This window comes from Furfurilactobacillus curtus (assembly GCF_054657915.1).
On the sequence record NZ_BAAHXU010000003.1, the window covers coordinates 1 to 20,624 of the forward strand.

Sequence of the window (20,624 nt, forward strand, 5' to 3'; positions counted from 1 at the left end):
GTTCTCGATCACTGGCCCATTCTGGTGCATTTCTGGGGGTTAAAATAAAGCTTTCTGGAATTACCGATCGGGCATATAAATATCGGCGACCTTCTTTATCATCAAATAATTTTTCACCACTTCGATAAGCCGCACTGGCAATCGCACTTCGTCCTTTACCAGCACTAATATTACTAAAACTCATATGAAATATTGCCATGTTAGTCACCTCTTTACTTTGATTCTATGGGCTTGACTTTGTTGTCGCCATCGGCGACTTCTAATACAGGATTTTGGGGTTATTACAACATAGAATTCATTCTATGTGTAAGTGCGCATTGACCTCGTTTCACTCGGTCTTCTGATTCTCTTAACTTTAACTTAGTGTATGCCTTCCGCTTCGCTATTTCAAATTGTATACTTTGACTTAACGTTTCCCTTATGATATAGTGTCGGTGATTATTTCTAATATGATTGGAGGGATCGTTATGTCTCAAAGTAACTTAGAAAAACAAGAAGCTAAATTAAAAGCCCTTAATCAAAAAATTAAGGACGAAAAAAATAAGATTGAACAACGTCTAGGTAAACAAATCATCAGTCAAGCCAATTTAGATTATGCTAATTTATCTAATGACAATATCAAGTCCTTATCCAAAAAAGTATCCGAGTTTTTAAAGGAAAAGTCCGTAGATCATTAGTCATAGGAGATGGGGAATTCCATGCCTAACCAATATGAAAAACTAATTGAACAACAAGCGCGTTTAAAACAAAAAATTGAGCGGGAAGATTTTAAGTTACGCCAATCTAAGTATTATGAAAATCGACAAGCACGAAAAGCCCGTTCTCGCCGATTAATTCAAAAAGGGGCTTTATTAGAAAAGTACTTTCAAGCTAATAACCTCTCGGTCGAACAAACCGAAGAACTTTTAAAAACATTCGCTGACTATGTCAACGCCCATAAACCGGATAAATTAAAAAACGATCAACCTAATAACTAGGCCGATCGTTTTTATTTTCAGGATTGTTTTTTGGCTTAACTTCTGGATTGTGTTTAGCAAAGTCTTTTAACTGTTTTTGAATTCTTTGTGTAAGCTCTGCTTTACTTTCTTTGTGCTTCCTTTTACTTGATCGCTGTTGAATTATCTTTTGACCCTTACCTCTTCTTTTTGATTTTAGGTCAAGCGTAAAATCTAAAATTTTATTTTGATCTAGCTTACTTAAATGACCGATTTCTTTAAACTTTAGCCCGGCTTTGGGAAAGCGATAAATATTACCGAGATCGACCCAGGAAGGTTTCTTCAACCCAGCGGATTGCCAATCTTGAATCGGATAATATTGTTGCTTGATATAAGGAGACTTCTTTTCATACTGACTAGGGACTGTCTGAAAACTAAAAATTCAGGTATAATCTGAGGAAAAACGAATCGAGGCATTCCGATGACAACACCTAAACGATACGAACTGGAAGATGCTCAGTGGGACCGAATCAAAGGATACTTCCCGCCATACCGGACTGGCCGTCCATCAAGCCTAGACAACCGTACCGCCCTCAACGCTATCCTCTGGCTCATGCGCAGCGGGGCTCCTTGGCGTGATCTACCTGAACGCTATGGCTCTTGGAAAACGGTGTATAGTCGCTTCCGAGCCTGGGTAAGTTCAGGCTTGTTCGAACAGGTTTTTCTCGAATTGATTGACGATCCCGACATGGAAAACTTGAGCTTAGATTCAACGATCGTTCGAGCGCATCAAAAGGCCACTGGGGCAAAAAAAACGCCGAATGTATGGTCGAAAATCAAGCTATTGGACTAAGTCGAGGTGGCCGAACGACCAAGATTCACGCACTCGTTGACGGATTAGGGAATCCCTTGGGTTTTCGCCTAACAGGTGGTCAAGTACATGATAGCCAAGTTGCCAGTGAGTTGCTGGAAGGCTTCGATATTTCTCAATCAAATATTATCGCGGATAAAGCCTATGGCACCGCGAAACTTCGCCAGTATATTGAAGATAAAGCAGGCGTCTATACCATTCCGCCAAAGGAAAATACCAAAGACAAGTGGACCTGTGATTACCACGTTTATTGTGAGCGCCATTTGATTGAGAACTTCTTCAATCAGTTGAAGAACTTTCGTAGGATTGCAACGCGTTATGATAAGCTCGCTCATGTTTATCTGGCTACGGTCTACATTGCCTCAATTTGCATCTTACTTAAGTAGTTTTCAGACGGACCCTAGTAATTTTAAAAGCCTCGACCGTCTGTTCTGATACCCGACGAATTAAAACTGGTCGAGACTTGCCACCGTTAGTTTCTACAAAACTAACGTATAGGCTGACTAAGTCATTAGTCCTCATCTGGATCGTTGAGCCAATCAGCGACCTCTTTAGCGTCTTTGAACTCGGTGACTGGTGTCCCTTCGGTCGCCTTTAAAAAGCGTAAATTAGCTCTTTCTTCTTCGCTTAAAACTGCTTCGGTATCATCGGCCAAATCTTTATCAATCCTAAAGGCTGAACTTTTGAGCTGGTTAGCCTGGTTAGCTCTGACACTCATTTAAAAGCCCCCTATTCTTCTGTTTAAGCCATTTAAATCTAACTTAAGTATAAATAGACTAGTAAGTCTTAAAACCGCTTAGAAAGGATTTTGTAGTCTTTTAGGACTAGTAGTACAACCCACTGTTATCGTTGTCGGCCGACTTTTCTTCTTCGGGGTGTTTGGCCGCATATTCTCTAGCCGCTTGTTTATTCCACCAAACGCCGAATAGGTTTTGCATGGTGCCGTACAAGTAGTTTTCCACGTTCTTGATATGCTTCTCATTGCTTCTCAGGGCGTTAAAGTAGCGTCTTAAGGCTTTAGTCATCAAAGGTTTTAGTTCTTCGTCGTCAAGCGGGATTAGAACCCCAATATCTTGATGATCTTTTTCAACTCGGTACTTAGCATTTAAGATAATGCCAATGAAGCGCCGCATTTGTTGCGGAGTGCGGCACCAGAAACTTAGTAATTGCACGGCTTCGGGTTCTAAGAAAACCGGTAAGCCACTGTCTTCATCAGTTAAGAAGTCATTAGCATGGTTCACCAAATCCTGGTTTTGCTTTTGAATTTCTGCTGGTGAAAAATGGGCTGTGGAAAAGTCCAACTTTTGAGTATCTATATTGTATCTATTAGTATCTAAGCTTCTAGGTTCTTTATATAGATCGTGTCCGTTTTTCGGAAGTCTGCTTGTATCAAGGGATTGGGATATGTTACCAACGGTCTCATGCTGATTTCCGTTTTTCGGAAGTCTGCTTGTATCAAGGGATTCAACGGTCTCATGCTGATTTCCGTTTTTCGGAAGTCTGCTCGTATCAAGGGATTGGGAGCTATTTAGATTCTTTTCTCTTAAATAAACATCTTTTTCATTAACTTTTAATTCCGCTAAATACAATCGGTTGGGTAATTGGCGGCCGGCTTTTGGTTGAAAACCCATTCTTTTCTGCATTAATAAATGAGCACCTTCAAGCTCTTTTTTAATTTTTGCAATTTTTGTATTTGAGCAGTCAAATAGTTTTTTTAATTCTTCGTTTGTGAAGACAAAATAAACATTGTCATTTTCGTCAACCCAGTTATTTCGTAATGAATATTCTAGCCGATCTTTGAGAACCATGTAAGCCAGTTTAGTATCACTACTTAGGTGTTTATATTTTTCTCCGTACATTAGTACCTTGGGAAATTGAAAAAATAAAGTTCCATAAACGTTATCTTTTTTATAAAAATCAAAATTTGCTTGATCCATCATAAAAACTCCCTTCTTGACTGACACCTGCTGTCCCAAAAGAGAGTTGCCAAAACATTTGATTTGCTTTAAAATACAAATCTGATATGCTTTAACTAAGTTACAAAGCGTACATTTGGTAGTGATGGCTTTGCAATTTCATCAGCATGTGTCTGTTTGTGAGTTGCCCAACCGGCAACTTTTTTAATTTATAGCAACTAAACAAAAATGGACTAGGCAGCTTCTGTTGGCTACTTAGTCCATTGGATTTAATTTGTTTTTTAACTATCCTTAACTTGTCCTTTTGGACCGGTTTGCGGTATAATTAACCTACAAATTAAGAACAATATTCAGTTGATTTTTACTTGGCGGTCTAAATCGACTGAATCTAAGTAGCTGTCAGATAGCTACTTGCTAAACCTGAAGTCCCTGATTCCTCGTGAATTGGGGACTTTTTTCTGTTTAGCTTGATCTTTTATTCGGTTGTCATATTAATCTTAGTCTAGCATAGCGCTTACCCGCCGGCAACTTTATTTGGTCTTGTACACTTTGCCTACTTTGGGTTTGAACCAATAAGAGCCGGAAGATATCAGTAAATATTCGAATAATATAAATGCCTCTGGGTGTTTAAGAAAGTATTCGTTGAAAGCACTGAAAATCAAAAGCATGATCGGTCCGCATAAATAAGTAATAAACAAGGATATCATTTGTAATATACGGATAACTGATCGACGATTACCACTCCATTTTTCAAATAGTACTTGTAACCATTATTGTAACGGGAATAATCATTGTCTAAAAAAGAAACGATTGCCTATTTTATGTCTCTTCAAAATGCCGATAACGGGAAATAGCCAAAAAATAATAATACAAGCAACAAGGAATATCTCGTTCATTGTAGTTTCCATGATTTTACCCCTTTTTCAATTAGCGAAAATCAAAGATTAAATTCTTTTTTTAGCAGTTTCTCTAAATATCTGGAAGCTGTTAATTCTTTCTCTTTTGCACGTCTAGTTAGTTCATTAGCAATATCTTGCTTCAAAGTATAAGATTTTGAAATTCTAGGTGCAGTTGGTTCATTTTTAGCAGGTTTGCTGCTCATACTATTTTTTAGTTGATTCATTTTATCTTCAAATGCCATTATACTAGTCCTTTCTGTCTCATAATATGATATAGCATGACATATCATATTACGCTATTGCTTCGCAAAGGTTTCAAAGATATTGTCGATATTTTCGAAAAATTCTTTGGCCCTTTGTGTTGAATTGTTTTCTTGCTCCATCTTAATCAGCGGTTTGTGATTAAGAGTTGTTTTATTGAATATTTCTCTTTCAGGAATTAGTGCAATTGTCCGCGGGTCTTTTTTCATTTGTTCTACAAACTCATGAGATGACTTAGTATTATGTTTTATCCGGTTTCCAATGAATTTAAGTTCCGCTGTGACAAAACTTTGTCGAGTTTCGACATTAATTACATCTTGTTTCAATTGTTTCATTCTTAATTCCAAATTACTTTTTGAAATAAAACCGTATTCACTTGGTTCAATTGGGCTGAAAACGAAATCAGAAATTACAATCATATTTTGTGTGATAGTTGAAAAATCAGGATGCGTATCTATCAATACATAATTGAATTTTTTTAGTTCATTATAGTTATCTGAAAACCACATGTACATTAATAATTCTTTGTTTGCTCTAGTTTGAAGATCATTGTTAATTGTATCTAGATTCATAGAAGCAGGGATAATTGACAGATTCTTGTGTAACTCAATAATTTCTACTTTTTCATTATCTTTTGTAAAAACATTAGCTAAGGTATCATGATCTTTATAAATATCATAAGTTTGGGTCAAACTACACTGGTGATCACTATCAATCATCAAAACATTGTAACCCTTACTAGATAACCATTCACCATAATTGAAAGTTAAAGTTGTTTTTCCAACTCCGCCCTTAATGGCTGAAAAAGTAATTATTTTCATAGTGTGCCTCCTTATTTGCAAGTAAATAATAGCATATTATGAAATAGCATGCAACAATATATCATGATATGATATATTGTTGCATGCTATTTCATGGAAATAAGATTATGCGAGTAATCAACAAATAAATCAAGGCCCACACAAATTGCTGGTTGGTCTCAAGCAAATGGCACAAAAAGAAGCTTTAATGAATTCTATGGGAAAAATTAAGCATGCTAAAAAGCGACAAATCAGTCATGCCTTTAGTCATACTTATTTGGTAGGAGCGGTGATTATTTTAATTCTTTCACCGATTGCTTTATTAACAGATCGTAAGCAATTTAAAAGTTGAATTAAGCTAGCCAGTATCTTAATTCAATGCGGATTACTAGCTAAATCTAAGAGGGTATTTCGAATGAGATACCCTCTTAGATTTATAAAATAATCCCCTTACTGGCTAAATTAGATAAACATTCTTTCAAATACGAATCATTATGTTCTGGATAAATCGGGTTAGTTATCGGACACTTTTTCAAAATTATATATGGATCGCAATGGATACCACGGTAAAGCGGATCAAACCATTTTTTATTAGGACGATATCCGCGCCGCTACATTTCGTGCATGACCAGCAAGTGAAATTGATAAAGTTTATACGGTGAGTAATTGCCATAGTTAAAGCATTAGTTAGCAAATTTATTCTGCGCGGTGTGCTGCTTTGGCTGGTTGATTATCTAAGTCCGTCCGTACGACGATGACGTCACAAACTGCTGTCCGTGTGACGTATTCCGTTACAGACCCGATTAATAGCCGTCCAACTGCGTTTAACCCAGTAGCACCAATCATAATCAAATCGGTGTCATTACCCCGAGGAACATCTCTGGCAATGATGGTCTTCGGTGCCCCGTATTCAATGGCGTAATCAATCTTGTCAAGACCATCTGCCTTGGCATCAGCCACGTACTTGTCGAGGGTCTTCTTGGCCGTTTCTGTGACTTGTTCAACCATGCTGGTATCAAAGCCAGAAATGTTTTCAACGTGAACGAGATGTAAATCAGCATCGTTACGTTTAGCCACAGCGACTGCTTTCTTGAAAGCTAATTCGGCTTCATAGGAACCATCGACTGGGACTAAAATGTGCTTGTATTGTTGTAACATAATATTCACCTCTCATTACTTTATACTCTTATCATACGTTATTTATCTGCAAATAAAAAGCGATATGGTAAAAAAGCTGCGAGAAAGTGTAACCGATTACGCCTTAGGGAACCAGTGTAATAGAATCAATTGAATACTGATAATCGCAATAACGCCGACTAACAACATGGTTGAAATGAAGACCATGTTGTTCATGATGGTGGCGACTGCCGACAGCACACCAATCAGTAGCATAACAACACCACTGATCGTCAAGACACGACTTAATTCGTGACTACTTTCGGGATGAAAGACTAAGAAAGCACGACGTCGATGAGCATAAAAGTACCAACCAATTCCTAAAGCCAGCAGGGTATAGCAAGCCATTAAAATGGTGATGGCCATGAAGAGACCTCCTTAGTAAAAAAATGGTAGCGTCAAGAATCTTGTGTAAATGAAATGCCTTCGTACGGTAGATTGTATAGAAATAGGGAATGCTGGATGTAAGCTGATTCCTGAGACAACTTTTAAGAGAGGGTATAATGAATAAATCGTCTCTCAAAAGGAAGGAATTTTTACATGCCAACTCGTTACGACAAAGAATTCAAACAAAACATTATCAACCTATATAAGCAAGGCGAATCAGCTGCCCAACTGGCCAGAGAATATGGCATTGGCTATTCAACCGTTCATAAGTGGATCCAGGGCCAGGCCAAAACTCAATCCGGTAAATCGCCAGACGAAATCAAAGCGATGGAAAAGCGACTGGCTTCGCTGTCTGAGGAGAACGAAATCCTAAAAAAGACCTGGGCTTCCTTGCGCAGAAGTAACCAATATCTTTGATTACATTCAACAAGAAAGCCATCACCACCAGGTAACTAAGATGTGCCGAATCCTCGGTGTTTCCAGAGCTCAGTATTATCGTTATCGATCCCCAAAGCCTTCAAAACGCCGGGCCGAAGATGAGGACTTAAAACAACGGATTCTGCGGATCTTTGCGGAATTCAAGCAGCGATACGGCGTTATGAAGATCCACCATGAATGGAATCTGGAACTTCAACCACTGCAGCGTCCGTGCAGCCCAAGACGGATTTCCCGGCTCATGAAGGAACTGGATATCCACTCCGTTACCGTCAATAAATGGAAAGCGGCTTCGGCTTCCAAAACCAAGGTTGAACAGCGTCCCAACTTGCTTAAGCAGGATTTCTCGACCACTGGTTTAAATCAAAAATGGACCGCTGATATGACCTATATTCAAACGAAGCGTAATGGCTGGTGTTACTTATCAACCATCATGGACCTACACTCACGACGGATTATCGGCTATTCGTTCTCAAAAAAGATGGATACTGATTTAGTCTTAAAGACCCTGGAAAGCGCGGTTAAAAATCGAACCATTACTGGGGACCTGATTATCCACACAGACTTAGGATCACAGTACACCAGCGATGATTACAACCAACGGTTAACAGAACTACATATCCGCCACTCTTACAGCCGTAAGGGGTGTCCATACGATAATGCACCAATGGAATCTTTTCATGCTTCCCTCAAAAAGGAATGTGTTTATCCAGTGCCGGTCTTTGAGAATTATGAAACTGCCGCTGCTGTCCTTTTTGAATATGTGCATGCTTTCTACAATAGGAAGAGAATTCATAGTTCACTGGGCTACCAGACCCCCTTACAAGTTGAAATCGCAACACTTACGAGCCAAATGGCCGCCTGATTTAATGCTTTCCATGGTTCAAATAAGTTATTAATCACGATTAATGATTTATTTGAGCTGTGGAAGGTAAACGCGGTTCTGAATGTCTCTTAAAACCTGTCTCAAATATTGACTTCAATCCATCAAACAACGTTTCAATTTGTTCATCTTTCCAAGAATAACTGCGTTGATAGACAGGTATTACATAGTGAACACTACTGTTAGTTTGAAAAATGGCAGCAAGTGTTTTAGTTTCTGGTGTAATTTTCATTTTAAACTCCTCATGAATTTAGTTAACGTTAATACTAATCTATTATAAACCAAATCTTAAGTCTAAAAATTGATTTGTTATTTTCTTAGGTATATGAAGCCATTAGATCAACGTTTATCTTTGTATTTTTCTGGATCGGAACTTTTTAATTACTTATCCAAAATGCACTAACCTCTATTAGTTTTATTTCCATATATCTGTTATTTCACTCCTATTTAAATTTTTTCTTCACTGCCCTGCTTATTTAATGAGAAATTTATCTATACACACTGAATTTCTTTCGATACCGAATAAAGGTTGTCCGCTTAATCCCAGTATTTCGGGACACATCAATGTCACTCATGCCAGCTCGATAAAGCTTAAAAGCATGTTGCAAACGGGGATCATCTTTGGCATATTGGGGTTTGCGCCCATGATATTTACCCTGCTGCTTAGCTAAGGCAATCCCTTGTTGCTGGCGCTCAATGATTCGCTTACGTTCACTTTCGGCCTGATACTTATAGAGTTCAATAATCAAGTTGGTCATCAGTTGACGTAAATTGGGGTCAGCAATCCCTGTCATGGACGGCAAATTTAACACATCTAGGGTGGCACCCTTATTTTGAAGGGTGTTCATGATTTTAGTCAAATCATGGTTGTTTCTGCCTAAGCGATCTAATTCAGTGACCATTACAATATCACCCTCACGAATATAGGCCAGCATTTTTTGCAGTTCTGGCCGATTAGTGTTAGCCCCACTTAATTTATCCGTAAATAATTTATCAACGTCTTTTAAAGCCGCTAACTGTCGATCTAAATGTTGCTCCTTGGAACTCACACGCGCATAACCGATTTTAGCCATTTCCAATTCTCCTTTTGGACAGTTCTAATGAACACTTGTAATTCCTAGTATAGCACAGAAATAAAAAAGACCATTAGGGTATACCCTAGTGGCCGTCACGTTAACTTATTGAAAATAGAAAGATTCTACTTTCCCTAAATGCTCTTATGTCAATAAATGCCCACCATCATGTGTTAAAATCACTTGCTGGTTGCTTTCTAGATGAATTTTCGGAACGCTAAACATTGGAATCCCTCTCTTCGATTGATGGTTGTGGTAACTTCAATCTAACAGATTGGGGTTCTTTTTTTATCACCCAACAGGTGAAAAGTGAAAACATTAGACAACGTTGATACTACAGTAACTGTCGTAAATTTTGGGATTTATATGAATAATTCAGGTTTAGCTTATCAAACAAAGGATTCCTGTAATTGCATGTTGTATTTTACTTGTATCAGGCAATTCTTGTTCATCAATTAGGTAATTAAAACTACCCAGAATAAGTGAAGTTAATAATGACATTTCAAACTTATCAGGTTTTTCCTCCAGCATACTTACAAGATTGTTTCTTAAAACCCTTTTTATCTCACTACTCAAATCTTTGCTATCCAATTGAATAGAGCGCAATGCTAAAATCTTTTCACGTTGTTTGATTAAAAGATTTTTTATATCAGGTGCCAATATGGATGTAATGCTCAAAAAGTTTTGATTTTGTTTATTTAAATTACTTCTTTTCTTCAATACTGAATCATAAGTCGACACAAAATCCTGAATCATTTTCGCGGCCAAGTGATACTTATCCTGATAGTGCCTATAAAATGTCTGACGATTGATCAAGGCTTTATTAGAGATATCAATTACCGATACATTATTAAATCCCTGTTGTCTTACTAATTGTATAAAAGAATTTTCAATTAACATTTCTGTTCTCTTATTTCTTAAATCAGTCATAAGTTCCTCCTTTTCTCCAAACATCAGTATAGATCCATATGTAACTTAAGTATACACAAATAACATTTTGTATGCCTAAGTGACGTTTCAAAAAAAGTTGTCTATGTCTTTCCAAAATAATATCCACTATTATTAGTACTTAGCTTAAAAGGGAGGAATATCAGATGTTCGATGTAATTCGTAGTAAAAGATATTGGTTAGCATTATTGCTTGTTGGAGCAATTATTGGAATAGTTTCATTTGCCTTAATTGGCATACGTAACTCTGTCAAAGTAAAACAAATTCCTGTAGCACTTGTCAACGAAGACAAAGGAATTCTCAGCAATAAAATTGAAAGTAAGTTGCGAAAGAAATTCAATGGAAAAGATTCAAAAATCAAATGGGTATCTCCACAAAAAGATGGTTTTAATGATCAAAAGTATTATGGGGCTTTCATTATTAGATCAGGATTTTCAAAAGAGTTACAGCAGCAAAATGAATCGCTAAAGGCCCAAATTATTAGCCAAAAGCTCACTACTCTTCAAAAAAAGGAGGAATTACCAGATTCTGCAAAATCACAATTGCTTCAAGCTAAATTTGTTACACAGAAACCCGTTCACCCTGCACAGATTAAGATCAGTATTAATCAAGGAATGAATGCTCAAGTATCGCAATTGCTATCCCAAGCACTTCCTCAGATTGCAAATACGCTTTCATCACGAATTAGCGCACAGCAACAAAGTGTTCTTAGCAAAAATAAGATTAATTTATCCGCAAAATCTTGGGATTTGGTTTCGACCCCTATTAGTGTATCTACTCATGAGTCTAATAAAATTGAAAAGAACACGATTGGTGGCGCAGCACCCATGCTTCTAGTGGCATTGGCGTGGTTTAGCGCTTTAATTCCCTCTCTTATTTTATGGCGCGAACATACAAAAAGAAGCGCTTCAAAATTTTTAAATGCTACAACAATAACTAGTCAACTAATTACCGGTTTGGTAGCAAGTATTCTTTCAGCAACAATTGGGTTCTTATTTGCTAATGTATTTAACCTAACAATTCCAAACCCAATTAACTTTATCGGATTAATGTTTATTAGTATCTTTGTCTTTTATCTTATTATAACGTGTGCCCTGGATTGGTTTGGATTTTTTGTCTACCCATTAGTACTCGTAGTCTGGTTCCTAGCAATTGCCGTGATATCTTATGCACCGGAAGCCCTTGATCCTTTGTACCGAAAGGGAATTTACAGTTGGGTTCCAATGCGATTTAGCATGCAAACACTAACAAATACTTTGTATTTCCATAATGGATCGAGTACCACCATGTCATCATTATTAGTCTTGTTAATAATTGGATTTGTCGCTGCTATCTTGATGTATAGTTCAGGATACTTAAAACACTATTTGTTCACGGTTCGCCCACACCGCAAAATAAATAATTAAACAAAACATGAAACCCAATTATTCATATCATCAAAAATAGCCAATCAATTGATTGACTATTTTTTGATGATCCATTTAGCAACAATTCCCTCAAAAAAAAAGAGAGTGTGAAATATTTTGTGTAAATGTATATAAAAATTCTGAATTGTATAGAGGCAGAGAATGTTCTTGAGGTATACCCTATTGGCTAAAAGCAAATAAAAATTAGGTCAATATCGACAAGCACCACAAATAAAAAAGCCGCCCTGCGTAACTTTGGTCGGTTACAGGGCGACAATGTAGTTTTGTAATCTAGACCACCGCCTTTGAAGCGGCTTGCACGGGAAGTCCTGTTTTCGGCGGGACTTCCTTTTTCTGTTTATGTTATAGCATGACCTTTAAAAACTGGCTAACGCTTTAAACTTTGATCCAGTTCGGATTTGGGTTGTTTGATCTCCGGATTCTGTTCAGCAAATGTTTTCAGTTGTTTTTGAGTTCGATCACTAATTTCTTGGTGCACATCGTTTAACTGATTTTTTAATTGCGCTTTTTGTTGTGGACTAGTTGTTTGTTGAATTTGTTGTTGCAAGCCTTGATAGGACTTATTAAGATCCTGGGCTGATAGCTTTTTTAGATCATGTGCAGGCTCTTTTGGGGCTTCTTGTAAGCCTAATTGTTTGGTTAAGCCATCGCTAAGTTCAATCACTTTGTTGCTCACTTGTTGGATCTCACTTAAAGCGCTATGGATTACGGCTTTATCTTTGGCCCAGGTGGCCACGTAACCGAGTGAGTAGTTGCTGGTATCAACGCCAATATTTTGCATGGCAACATATGCGACCGCTTCGGCTTGCGTTTCTTGATAGGCTCGCGGGCGATCTTTAAAGGCTGATTTTAGGCCGTGTAGCTGGCTATGCGCATATTCGTGATATAACGTCTTTAGTTTCAAAGCATTGTCGGGCTCATCGCCACCAATGACGATTTCATTAGTGCTGGGTTGAAAATAGCCTTTAGCGCCACCAAGTTCTGACAATCTCTTTTCACTGACTTTAATATCAGTATTGTTATTCAAATAATTTTTGAGTTCGTTATATAGGTTAGTAACGTTTTTATGATCCGCTAAATTTTCTTTGACAAAATCTTTAGCACTTAGGACTGGTTCGCCGCTTGTCTGTGATATGTCAAATACTGGAATATAGCGATAACCAACTATGGCTTTTTCTTCGGTCGTATCAAGCCTTTTCTGATCCTCTGGAGTTAGTTTTTTAATAATAGGGGCCGCAATCCTGATCCCTTTTTCTCCTTTATTTACTGATCGTTTAAAATCATTCTGCCATTTTTTAAAGCCTGCAACTTGGCTGGCACTTGGATTTTGAGAATAGATAAGGTCAATATTACGTTGGCTATACCGGTGAAACTTTGCTACGGTATCAAGATAACTTTTAAACTTTTCACTATCAGTTAAGTTCAAAATTTGCTGTTCTGCATTATCTACAAGTTGTTTCTTCCATTCTTCTGCTTCTTCTTTAGTTGGCATATTTAAACCTCCTCGGCGTCTACAAACTCTACAGAATTATCAATTTGGGGTAACTTGATAGATTGTGTGCCGTAAAGTGCTAAATATTCAGCATTCTTTTTTTGCCACGCAACTTGAATATATTTGCCATTACCCGCAACTTCTGATAGGTACTTATAACTGCTTTTATCCGTCAAAATAGGTAATTCGCTTGCTAATGCTTCCAGTTCATTTTTCATGATATATCCTCCTTCTTTTACAATTACACTCGTTGGTTAGGTTAACTTTTTGGTTTTTGAAAAGTAAACCTAAATGACGAGTTCACCAACCGAAACAACGTGCAGGGCGGTAGGCAGGTTCTAATCAAAATCAAAACTTAATTTATGGCCGTCAAGCTTTAACTTGGCGTCAAACAACTTTCCTTTTTTGCTCTTGAAACCCTTTAATTTGCTCGTTTCCCCCTTGGTGACCAACGCTTTAATGGCGGTCTTCCCGAGGGTCTTACTGCTCCATTTCTTGGGCAGGGTAAAGTCTTCGCCTTGCTTAGGCTTTACAATATAAAACTTCTGTTTATTTAAAACGGTCGCTTGCGGTGTTTCTAAGAAGACCTCGGCGGACTTTTGTGCTTGCTGTTGGTGATTGATTTGTTGCTTAATGGCTGAATTGCCGGTTAATTGTGTGGGGACATCAGCAATTAACTTCGCCACAAACTTCTTAATCTGGCTCAAAAAGTTATCTGGGGTGCGTTCTTCGGTACTGATTTGCTGTAATGCTTGCTCCCATTTAGCCGTCATTTCTGGGCTAGTTAGCAAGGGTTCGAGTTCAACCGCTTTACATAAAGTAATTCCGGCTTCACTGACGTGTAGCTTGTTCTTTTCAGTGACGAGATAGCCGCGTTTCTTTAACACTTCCAGCACATTGGCCCGGGTTGCACTTGTCCCAATGCCTTGCACATCTTTAAGAATCGCTTGGGCTTCTTCATCATCAAGCGTTTTGCCGGCGGTCTTCATGGCCGTAATCAGGGTACCTTCGGTAAAGGGTACCGGTGGTGTCGTTTCTTTTTGCGGTGTTTGCAGATTTGCTTGGACTTGATCGCCTTGGTGAACGAGCGGTAAGGTGGCTGCCTCTTGCTGGTCGGTTTTGTGATCATCAAATAAAGCTTGCCAACCTTGCTTAGTTGGGACCTTACCGGTTGCTTTAAAATTGGCGTCACCAACTTGGGTGATAATGGTGGTTTCTTCGTACTCGTACGGATCAGCAAACATCGCTAACGTCGTCCTTAAAACCAGGTCATAGACTTGTTGCTGTAATTTAGGCAAGCTGGCTAGCTTCTCTTTCGTTGGCACGACTTTAGTCATAATAATGGCATAGTGTTCTTCAACTTTTTTCCCATCAACATAGCGTTTGTTCGGAGTGGTATTGGTTAAAGCGACTGGCTTAGAGACCAAACCCAGATACTTCGTCAGATTAGCCACTAAATAATCAAATTCTTCATCAGTGATATAAGCACAATCGGTGCGGGGATAACTGAGCAGTTTGTCTTCGTATAAGCTTTGAATAGCCGCTAAGGTTTGGCTGGCGCTGGCGTGATAACGTTTATTCATGGCACTTTGTAGACTAGATAGCGAGAATAGTTGGGGACTAGCTCGTTTTTTGCCTTGCTTTTGGACGTCCTTGATTAAACCGGCCTGTGAGCCTTTCTGAACGTTTTTAGCTTGCATGAATGTTATTAGCCCTGTTTCGTCTTTAAATCGCTGATAGGGGTCTAATTTTGCGACGAATTTTTGCTGATTAGCTAAAATTTCCGCATTTAGTTCAAAATAGGGTTCCGGCTTAAAGTTTTTGATTGCCTGGTCTCTTTGATAGACCATATACAAGGTTGGCGTCTGCACGCGACCAATTGAGTATACCCCGCGTACCCCGTTTTGTCTTAATAACAAAGTATATAAGGGACTACCATTCATACCGATCAACCAATCACTAATTTGACGGGTTTGTGCTTCTTTATACGCCAAATAGTCTTTGTGCCAGTCACCAAGATTTTTAAAGCCGGTAATAATGGCGTCTTTTTCCAAACTATTCAACCATAGCCGCTTAATGGTCTTCTTTTTAACGTCAATCTGGGCTTGGCTCATGATCGACCAGGCAATATTAGAACCCTCTCGGCCACTATCGGTGGCAACAATAATGGTATCGGCCTTCGTTAACAGGTCTTTGACGATCCCGTATTGGTCCTTTTTACTAGCTGACACTTCAAACTTGTATTTATCGGGGAAAATCGGTAAATTAGATAAGGCCCATTGCTGGTATTTCCGATCATATTTATCCGGTGTGGCTAGTTCAACTAAGTGTCCGAGACCATACGTGACAAGCGTATTCTCGGGCAAAACAGGGTCACTAACCGTATAGTAACCCTGTTTTTTTGTGCTCTTTTGAAAGGCTTGGACGTATGAACGGGCTTGACTGGGTTTTTCAGCTAAGATAACAGTGGTCATGTTCATTCACTCCTTATGATTAAGCTTCTGTTCTAATTCTGTTTTACCTTGTTCAGCTGCTTTCAACCAAGTTTCACGTCGCAATTCTTGTTGTTGCTCTATCGATTGTTGCTTTAAATATTGTTGATACCGGTCGATGGCTTTGAAATCTGCATAGGCTGACCAACGGAATAATAAGCCACCCAGCAGTAAAACTAAGGCCATTAGTGCAGTTCCTAAAAAATCGGTATGGTTCGCCGTGAAAAGCTCTTGGTATAAATCCATTAACATGAGGTAAATTCCCATTATATAGAAGACCATGCTAACTAAGTTATCAAAATAGTAAGACAACTTAGTCCGCCGTGAAGGTGTTGTAAAAGGATCGGTTCGCATATCTTTTTTGGCTTTTTCCAATAACCAGTGTGCGATTTTCTTCATAACTATTTTTCCTCCTAGTGGTTACGGAAATAATTTTGAAACATTCTCATGGCACCCACACCAGCACTCTTAGTCACACCGGTTGAAGCCCAAAAGTCTTTAACGGCGTCAGGTGTTTTGACCACCAGAAAACCGAATCCGATTGAAGCAATAAAAGCAATAAACCCGTATTTAGCCATATTAGTGAAACACCATACTGATAGTGACATACAAAGCACCTGGCTAATAATAGAAGCATTGTAATAAATGTACTTCTTCCACCACGTGCCACTGTAATCAAAGCTTTCGGTCGCCATGCTCATTGCAGCTAAAGGAATTGTCAGGTTATACCACGCCATATCAGCCACAAACACACACATTTTGATAAAGAACACGACGGTTACGACAGTGAAGATTAGCAGAAACAAAATCTGTAAGGGTAGCGAAATGCCAACATCTTTTAACCCAGGAACTTTATTCATGCCGGTAATTGATTTAGCAGTGAACTGCTGATCAGAACTAAACATATACTTTAGCAGGGGCAAGGTAATTGAACCTTGAATAAAGCCCTGTAAGAACACGAAGACCGGGATCACGGCCGCTGATTTAATCCCGTCCATGATGATATTAGCCCAAGTAACATCGGTACTTTCATCTGCCTCTTTTAGAATTGTCATCACAATGCGGCCAAGGACGACCACAACGACTAACGATGTCGCAAAGGACAGGAAGATGGCATACCACGTTTTAACAACTGGCAAGCTTTGATTGGCTTGGTCAATAATGGCCTTGCAGATGTTGAATAAGCCGTCCAACAAACCAGACAGTGCCCATTCAAAAAACTTAGCAATCGCTCCCTGAACCAGTCCTGAAATATCACCTAAAACAAACATATCTATCACTTCCTTTTTTGCAATTCAAAGCTTCCTAATCCGTCATCTGCTTTGGCAGTTTTATTTATTGCTTTAGCTTTATAACCATCGCTAATTTGAGTTAATTCAAATTTTTGATTCTTCTCATCATCAGTATTTACTTTTAAATATTCTTTACCAGAAGTATTACCGACTGAATAATTGGCATTTACATTCATCAAGGGGCTTTCAATAATCATTGTTTTTTTATTAAATTGGGTTTTGTAGCTTTGTCCTTTTTGGTTGAGATACCATTTATTACTTTGCAAATCCTGTGCTGTAGACTTTCCACAAGCGGTAAGACCAACAACAATCAGCAACACTGTCATCACAGCGATTATATATTTCCAATATTTTTTCATTAATATGTCCTCCATTATCCAAGCATTTTCTTATGTCTAGACTCTAATTTTTGATCGATATTATCCTGCAATTTGTCTTCTTCGTCATCGGTTGTTTGATCGTCTTTTTTGGCTTGGTGCTGTGCTTTAACTGTCTGATTCCACTTATCTACCTTATTCTTAAAGTGGGTTTCCTGGCTGGCTTCTGGTTGGCCTTGATAATCGTTTTGTGACAAGTTAACCAAATGATCGGCACCTGGAAATAGTTTAAATTGGAACGCTTTTGTAGCTTTGACTGGTCGGGCATTACTAAAGATTAATAAGCTCTGATCTTCAGGCATACGCATGATTTCATCAGGTGTCATCAGCGAACGGCTCGTATAGCTGTAACTATCGCTCTTACTGTGGCTCTCTTCCTTACTGTGACTAGTACTTTCACTTCCCGTTTCCACTTTCACCGTTGATTTTCCTAGTAAATCACTAAAGTATTTAGCAGTTACGTCATTAGCGGCATTCAAGCAAATTTTAACGGCATGATTACCTAAGATACTCTCGGCCTTATCCTTGCCATACAAGGCTTGGAGCTGGGTTAAGGTTTGACAAATTGTCGTCACGCCAATGCCGTACCCCCGGCACGTCGCTAGGAACTCCTCATACTTGGGAAACTTCCCTAAATTGACAAATTCATCAAGGATAAAGTCGACTTGGTGGGGCAATTTAGCGTGATGATCGGCGGCTAATTTGTATAATTCATCAAACAATTGTGAGAAAAACAGATTGATGAAGCTTTCATAGGTATTGTCCATCACCGGAATAATCACATATAGCACCACTTTGTCGTTGCCAATCTCTTTTAAATCAAAATCCGAAAAGCTGGTAAAATCGGCCACTTCTTTGTCAACGAACTTCGAAATGGTCGCCAGCAGACTTTCAATAATGCTGGCTTTCATTTCCCCTTTGGCCTTTTTGAAACCTAACTCATAAGCGCGTCTCGCTGGATCAGTCATAGTTAGCTCAAGAAACAAGGTATCTAGCGGACTATCTGTACCCTTTTCCTCGGCTTCAACGTCATTTTCTTGTAAGACTTGCGTTACGCCCGCCAAATTTCGTTGCTCTGGTGACCGGTGGTTCATGACAAACAGGATTAGTGCCTTCAAAAGTTGCCGTTGGGTACTGAACCACACATCTTTTTTACCTTCGGCATTTTCACTTTGCACGATCTTTGTTGCCACGGTTTCGGCTTGAATATCGCGCTGAATATAATCAAAGGGATTGTAGCGGTCACTGTGCGCCATGTTGGCAAAATTGACGACATGTACTTGATAGCCTTGAGCTAGTTTGATACCGGCCGTCTTTTCGTATAATTCACCTTTCGGGTCGGTTACGACAATACTGTTCTCCGTTTCATTAAACAGGTTGGTAATGACGACTGACTGGGTCTTATACGATCCTGGGCCCCCGACCACAAAAATGTTCCGGTTGGGTTTGGTGCTGTTATTCTGGTAAACGATCTGTTTATCTACGATCCCTAAAATTGTCCCATTCATGTTAATTTCCCCCTTTCGCTGACTTTTCTCGATCCACCAATGATTTGAGAATTTCTACCTTGGTACTGTTATTAAACGCCGTTGTAAGGTCTTTAGTATTGATACTAAAGTAATGGTCACTTAATTCTTTTAAATTCCCCCAGGTCGCACTCCCGTGGGTTTCAGTGTCCGCAGTTTCCCACGCTTTGTGCTTGCTATTGCGTTTCAAAGCAAAATAAATGGTGTATAGGACCACAGCAATACTGACGATAATTAATACCGGGTTCTTTTGACCCAAATACAAGTTGTAATAGTGCCAGGGGTGTAAGGCTAATTGTTTTAATACGGTTGGCATATGATCCGCAAAAGTTAGCTTATAGTGCGACAAGGCCATGACTAATCCAGCCAAAATCTCCGCTAAATACAAGCCAATGATTAGCGTTAGTAGATATGGCCAGCTGACTTTAACGCTGTTTAATAATTTGTCTTTCATCTAATCACCTACTATCTGTTTAATCCTTTGTTGGTTGGTACCGGAGTATCGTTGCTTGCCATGGATCAAGGTTGGTACTGACGTTAATTGATATTTTTGAATGTAATGCCGATTCTGCGATTGATTCATATTAATCAAAATGATGTTGTGACTGATAACGTTATGCCAATAAATCCGATGGAAAATAGATTGACAATCCGAGCAATCATCACGGTAAAAGAACAGAACTTTATCAGAATGCTTAGCCAGCGTCACGATTGGTCGATGCTTTTCTACGTGGTTGACATATTGATGACCAGCAAACCCGCTAACGGCTGAAACCACCACGATTACCGCTAGGGCTTTGCCAACGCGTTTAATTAAGGTCACTGGCTTTAAAGCTACTACCTAAATTTTGGACTGCGGTGATTCGATCCGTGGTGGTATCGAAAGTCACTTGATAAAGTACCGTCGCCTTTTGCCAGTCGTTGTCGCCACTCTTACTTTCATAACTAACGACGGCCAAGCCTTTCATATCTTGGCCCTGCTTACTTTGTGTATACAGGTTCAGCTGATCTAATTTGGCTGAAACACTATTGCTATCACCATACGTGCCCTTATTTGAAAAGTATTGCTGATATAGCTTGTCGGAAATCAAGTCTTTCACGCCATCTTTACGCTGACCGTAGGTCTTGGGCTTGAAGTTATTCATGACCTCAAAGAACTTGGTGACCACCGTATTAAAGCTAAGTTCAGCCTGACTTTTATCTTTATTATTTTGGTAGGTCTTATAACTGTCAATTTGAGCGCTCAATAACTGCTTTTGTTGATTAGTTTTGGTTAATTGCTGGCTGACTTGACGCTTTTGTTGTTGTAAGCGACTAATCTGTTGTTGTGCCTGCTTAATTTGGCTATGCTGATAGACATTCGCCCCTAATGACATAACTAAGATCAAGCTGCCAATCACCACACTTAAAATCACGCTACGCTTCATTTGTTTG

General features: G+C 38.9%; 27 protein-coding genes and 2 pseudogenes. 7 read left to right on the forward strand and 22 right to left on the reverse strand.

All coding sequences use genetic code 11. The features are described 5' to 3' along the window. Nucleotides 1-199: MobA/MobL family protein (locus tag ACYQ0Y_RS10050; protein ID WP_459935481.1), on the reverse strand; the 199-nt coding region annotated here is incomplete at its 3' end. 250 nt (nucleotides 200-449) lie between these two features. Between ACYQ0Y_RS10050 and ACYQ0Y_RS10055 the strand changes: the two genes are divergently transcribed. Next, entirely contained in the window at nucleotides 450-677 is a 228-nt protein-coding gene (locus ACYQ0Y_RS10055) for a hypothetical protein (RefSeq protein ID WP_080952786.1), read from the forward strand. Nucleotides 678-698: 21 nt separating this feature from the next. Beyond that, nucleotides 699-977 carry a hypothetical protein gene (locus tag ACYQ0Y_RS10060; protein WP_003680647.1) on the forward strand — a complete coding sequence of 93 codons (279 nt, stop codon included), beginning with the start codon at nucleotides 699-701 and terminating at the stop codon, nucleotides 975-977. Here ACYQ0Y_RS10060 and ACYQ0Y_RS10065 read toward each other — a convergent pair. Next, nucleotides 967-1,359 (reverse strand): annotated as a pseudogene (locus tag ACYQ0Y_RS10065) (hypothetical protein); the annotation flags it as partial. The gene ACYQ0Y_RS10060 and the pseudogene ACYQ0Y_RS10065 sit on opposite strands and share 11 nt — an antisense overlap. A 57-nt stretch (nucleotides 1,360-1,416) precedes the next feature. On the opposite strand from ACYQ0Y_RS10065, the gene ACYQ0Y_RS10070 reads away from it, so the two are divergent. Then, nucleotides 1,417-2,192 (forward strand): IS5-like element ISLpl3 family transposase gene (locus tag ACYQ0Y_RS10070; RefSeq protein WP_086989537.1). Its coding sequence is split into 2 segments (ribosomal slippage): nucleotides 1,417-1,741 and nucleotides 1,741-2,192, totalling 777 coding nucleotides; the frame shifts between segments, so codons are not numbered across the junction. 125 nt (nucleotides 2,193-2,317) lie between these two features. Here the strand turns inward: ACYQ0Y_RS10070 and ACYQ0Y_RS10075 are convergent. The 4 genes from ACYQ0Y_RS10075 to ACYQ0Y_RS10090 form a co-directional block, all read right to left on the reverse strand. Continuing rightward, a complete protein-coding gene (locus ACYQ0Y_RS10075; RefSeq protein WP_065868909.1) occupies nucleotides 2,318-2,524 on the reverse strand; it encodes a hypothetical protein in 207 nt (68 codons plus the stop codon). Nucleotides 2,525-2,630: 106 nt separating this feature from the next. Further along, entirely contained in the window at nucleotides 2,631-3,746 is a 1,116-nt protein-coding gene (locus ACYQ0Y_RS10080) for a replication initiator protein A (RefSeq protein ID WP_065868908.1), read from the reverse strand. A gap of 913 nt (nucleotides 3,747-4,659) precedes the next feature. Continuing rightward, the gene (locus ACYQ0Y_RS10085) at nucleotides 4,660-4,863 is read right to left on the reverse strand and encodes a hypothetical protein (RefSeq protein WP_054712561.1); all 204 of its coding nucleotides are present in this window, start codon (nucleotides 4,861-4,863) and stop codon (nucleotides 4,660-4,662) included. 54 nt (nucleotides 4,864-4,917) lie between these two features. After that, a complete protein-coding gene (locus ACYQ0Y_RS10090) occupies nucleotides 4,918-5,703 on the reverse strand; it encodes a ParA family protein (protein WP_054712564.1) in 786 nt (261 codons plus the stop codon). A 166-nt stretch (nucleotides 5,704-5,869) separates the two neighbouring features. Here ACYQ0Y_RS10090 and ACYQ0Y_RS10095 point away from each other — a divergent pair, with 166 nt between their 5' ends. After that, nucleotides 5,870-6,034, forward strand: coding sequence for an MFS transporter (locus ACYQ0Y_RS10095; protein ID WP_075168959.1), 165 nt, complete (start codon nucleotides 5,870-5,872; stop codon nucleotides 6,032-6,034). Between the two features lie 82 nt (nucleotides 6,035-6,116). Here ACYQ0Y_RS10095 and ACYQ0Y_RS10100 read toward each other — a convergent pair. The 3 genes and pseudogenes from ACYQ0Y_RS10100 to ACYQ0Y_RS10110 all read right to left on the reverse strand — a co-directional run. After that, nucleotides 6,117-6,347: pseudogene (locus ACYQ0Y_RS10100) on the reverse strand (pyrimidine dimer DNA glycosylase/endonuclease V); the annotation flags it as partial. 31 nt (nucleotides 6,348-6,378) lie between these two features. Further along, nucleotides 6,379-6,840 carry a universal stress protein gene (locus ACYQ0Y_RS10105; protein ID WP_407884978.1) on the reverse strand — a complete coding sequence of 154 codons (462 nt, stop codon included), beginning with the start codon at nucleotides 6,838-6,840 and terminating at the stop codon, nucleotides 6,379-6,381. A gap of 96 nt (nucleotides 6,841-6,936) precedes the next feature. Then, nucleotides 6,937-7,224 carry a hypothetical protein gene (locus tag ACYQ0Y_RS10110; RefSeq protein WP_011668133.1) on the reverse strand — a complete coding sequence of 96 codons (288 nt, stop codon included), beginning with the start codon at nucleotides 7,222-7,224 and terminating at the stop codon, nucleotides 6,937-6,939. A gap of 174 nt (nucleotides 7,225-7,398) precedes the next feature. On the opposite strand from ACYQ0Y_RS10110, the gene ACYQ0Y_RS10115 reads away from it, so the two are divergent. Beyond that, nucleotides 7,399-7,662, forward strand: coding sequence for an IS3 family transposase (locus ACYQ0Y_RS10115; RefSeq protein WP_056986488.1), 264 nt, complete (start codon nucleotides 7,399-7,401; stop codon nucleotides 7,660-7,662). Nucleotides 7,663-7,702: 40 nt separating this feature from the next. Further along, the gene (locus ACYQ0Y_RS10120) at nucleotides 7,703-8,545 is read left to right on the forward strand and encodes an IS3 family transposase (RefSeq protein WP_407884975.1); all 843 of its coding nucleotides are present in this window, start codon (nucleotides 7,703-7,705) and stop codon (nucleotides 8,543-8,545) included. 40 nt (nucleotides 8,546-8,585) lie between these two features. On the opposite strand, the gene ACYQ0Y_RS10125 is transcribed toward ACYQ0Y_RS10120, so the two are convergent. The 3 genes from ACYQ0Y_RS10125 to ACYQ0Y_RS10135 all read right to left on the reverse strand — a co-directional run bounded on the left by ACYQ0Y_RS10125 (nucleotide 8,586) and on the right by ACYQ0Y_RS10135 (nucleotide 10,566). Next, nucleotides 8,586-8,795: a GmrSD restriction endonuclease domain-containing protein gene (locus tag ACYQ0Y_RS10125; protein WP_068226454.1), complete on the reverse strand. Its 210-nt coding sequence runs from the start codon at nucleotides 8,793-8,795 to the stop codon at nucleotides 8,586-8,588. 256 nt (nucleotides 8,796-9,051) lie between these two features. After that, nucleotides 9,052-9,636: a recombinase family protein gene (locus ACYQ0Y_RS10130; RefSeq protein WP_459935482.1), complete on the reverse strand. Its 585-nt coding sequence runs from the start codon at nucleotides 9,634-9,636 to the stop codon at nucleotides 9,052-9,054. Nucleotides 9,637-10,017: 381 nt separating this feature from the next. Continuing rightward, nucleotides 10,018-10,566, reverse strand: coding sequence for a TetR/AcrR family transcriptional regulator (locus ACYQ0Y_RS10135; RefSeq protein ID WP_407885000.1), 549 nt, complete (start codon nucleotides 10,564-10,566; stop codon nucleotides 10,018-10,020). Between the two features lie 164 nt (nucleotides 10,567-10,730). Between ACYQ0Y_RS10135 and ACYQ0Y_RS10140 the strand changes: the two genes are divergently transcribed. Next, complete coding sequence (locus ACYQ0Y_RS10140; RefSeq protein WP_407885002.1) at nucleotides 10,731-11,990, forward strand: YhgE/Pip domain-containing protein; 1,260 nt, start codon at nucleotides 10,731-10,733, stop codon at nucleotides 11,988-11,990. A gap of 388 nt (nucleotides 11,991-12,378) precedes the next feature. Here ACYQ0Y_RS10140 and ACYQ0Y_RS10145 read toward each other — a convergent pair whose 3' ends face one another. The 10 genes from ACYQ0Y_RS10145 to ACYQ0Y_RS10190 all read right to left on the reverse strand — a co-directional run bounded on the left by ACYQ0Y_RS10145 (nucleotide 12,379) and on the right by ACYQ0Y_RS10190 (nucleotide 20,617). Further along, nucleotides 12,379-13,503 (reverse strand): ArdC-like ssDNA-binding domain-containing protein, encoded by a 1,125-nt coding sequence (locus tag ACYQ0Y_RS10145; protein WP_459935483.1) that lies wholly within the window; start codon nucleotides 13,501-13,503, stop codon nucleotides 12,379-12,381. Between the two features lie 2 nt (nucleotides 13,504-13,505). Beyond that, a complete protein-coding gene (locus tag ACYQ0Y_RS10150; RefSeq protein WP_003660156.1) occupies nucleotides 13,506-13,721 on the reverse strand; it encodes a hypothetical protein in 216 nt (71 codons plus the stop codon). 120 nt (nucleotides 13,722-13,841) lie between these two features. Beyond that, nucleotides 13,842-15,977, reverse strand: coding sequence for a type IA DNA topoisomerase (locus ACYQ0Y_RS10155; protein WP_459935484.1), 2,136 nt, complete (start codon nucleotides 15,975-15,977; stop codon nucleotides 13,842-13,844). A gap of 6 nt (nucleotides 15,978-15,983) precedes the next feature. Then, on the reverse strand, nucleotides 15,984-16,394 hold the full coding sequence (locus ACYQ0Y_RS10160) for a hypothetical protein (RefSeq protein ID WP_459935485.1): 411 nt from the start codon (nucleotides 16,392-16,394) through the stop codon (nucleotides 15,984-15,986). Nucleotides 16,395-16,408: 14 nt separating this feature from the next. Next, on the reverse strand, nucleotides 16,409-17,266 hold the full coding sequence (locus tag ACYQ0Y_RS10165) for a conjugal transfer protein TrbL family protein (RefSeq protein ID WP_459935486.1): 858 nt from the start codon (nucleotides 17,264-17,266) through the stop codon (nucleotides 16,409-16,411). 5 nt (nucleotides 17,267-17,271) lie between these two features. After that, nucleotides 17,272-17,646, reverse strand: coding sequence for a hypothetical protein (locus tag ACYQ0Y_RS10170; protein ID WP_459935487.1), 375 nt, complete (start codon nucleotides 17,644-17,646; stop codon nucleotides 17,272-17,274). A gap of 14 nt (nucleotides 17,647-17,660) precedes the next feature. After that, the gene (locus ACYQ0Y_RS10175; RefSeq protein ID WP_459935488.1) at nucleotides 17,661-19,172 is read right to left on the reverse strand and encodes a VirD4-like conjugal transfer protein, CD1115 family; all 1,512 of its coding nucleotides are present in this window, start codon (nucleotides 19,170-19,172) and stop codon (nucleotides 17,661-17,663) included. A gap of 1 nt (nucleotide 19,173) precedes the next feature. Beyond that, nucleotides 19,174-19,644 carry a conjugal transfer protein gene (locus ACYQ0Y_RS10180; protein ID WP_459935489.1) on the reverse strand — a complete coding sequence of 157 codons (471 nt, stop codon included), beginning with the start codon at nucleotides 19,642-19,644 and terminating at the stop codon, nucleotides 19,174-19,176. Then, nucleotides 19,645-20,013 carry a thioredoxin domain-containing protein gene (locus tag ACYQ0Y_RS10185; RefSeq protein WP_063489629.1) on the reverse strand — a complete coding sequence of 123 codons (369 nt, stop codon included), beginning with the start codon at nucleotides 20,011-20,013 and terminating at the stop codon, nucleotides 19,645-19,647. Then, nucleotides 20,000-20,617, reverse strand: a complete 618-nt coding sequence (locus tag ACYQ0Y_RS10190) for a hypothetical protein (RefSeq protein WP_353991435.1) — start codon at nucleotides 20,615-20,617, stop codon at nucleotides 20,000-20,002. Before ACYQ0Y_RS10190 ends, ACYQ0Y_RS10185 begins: the two co-directional genes overlap by 14 nt. Nucleotides 20,618-20,624 lie beyond the last annotated feature (7 nt).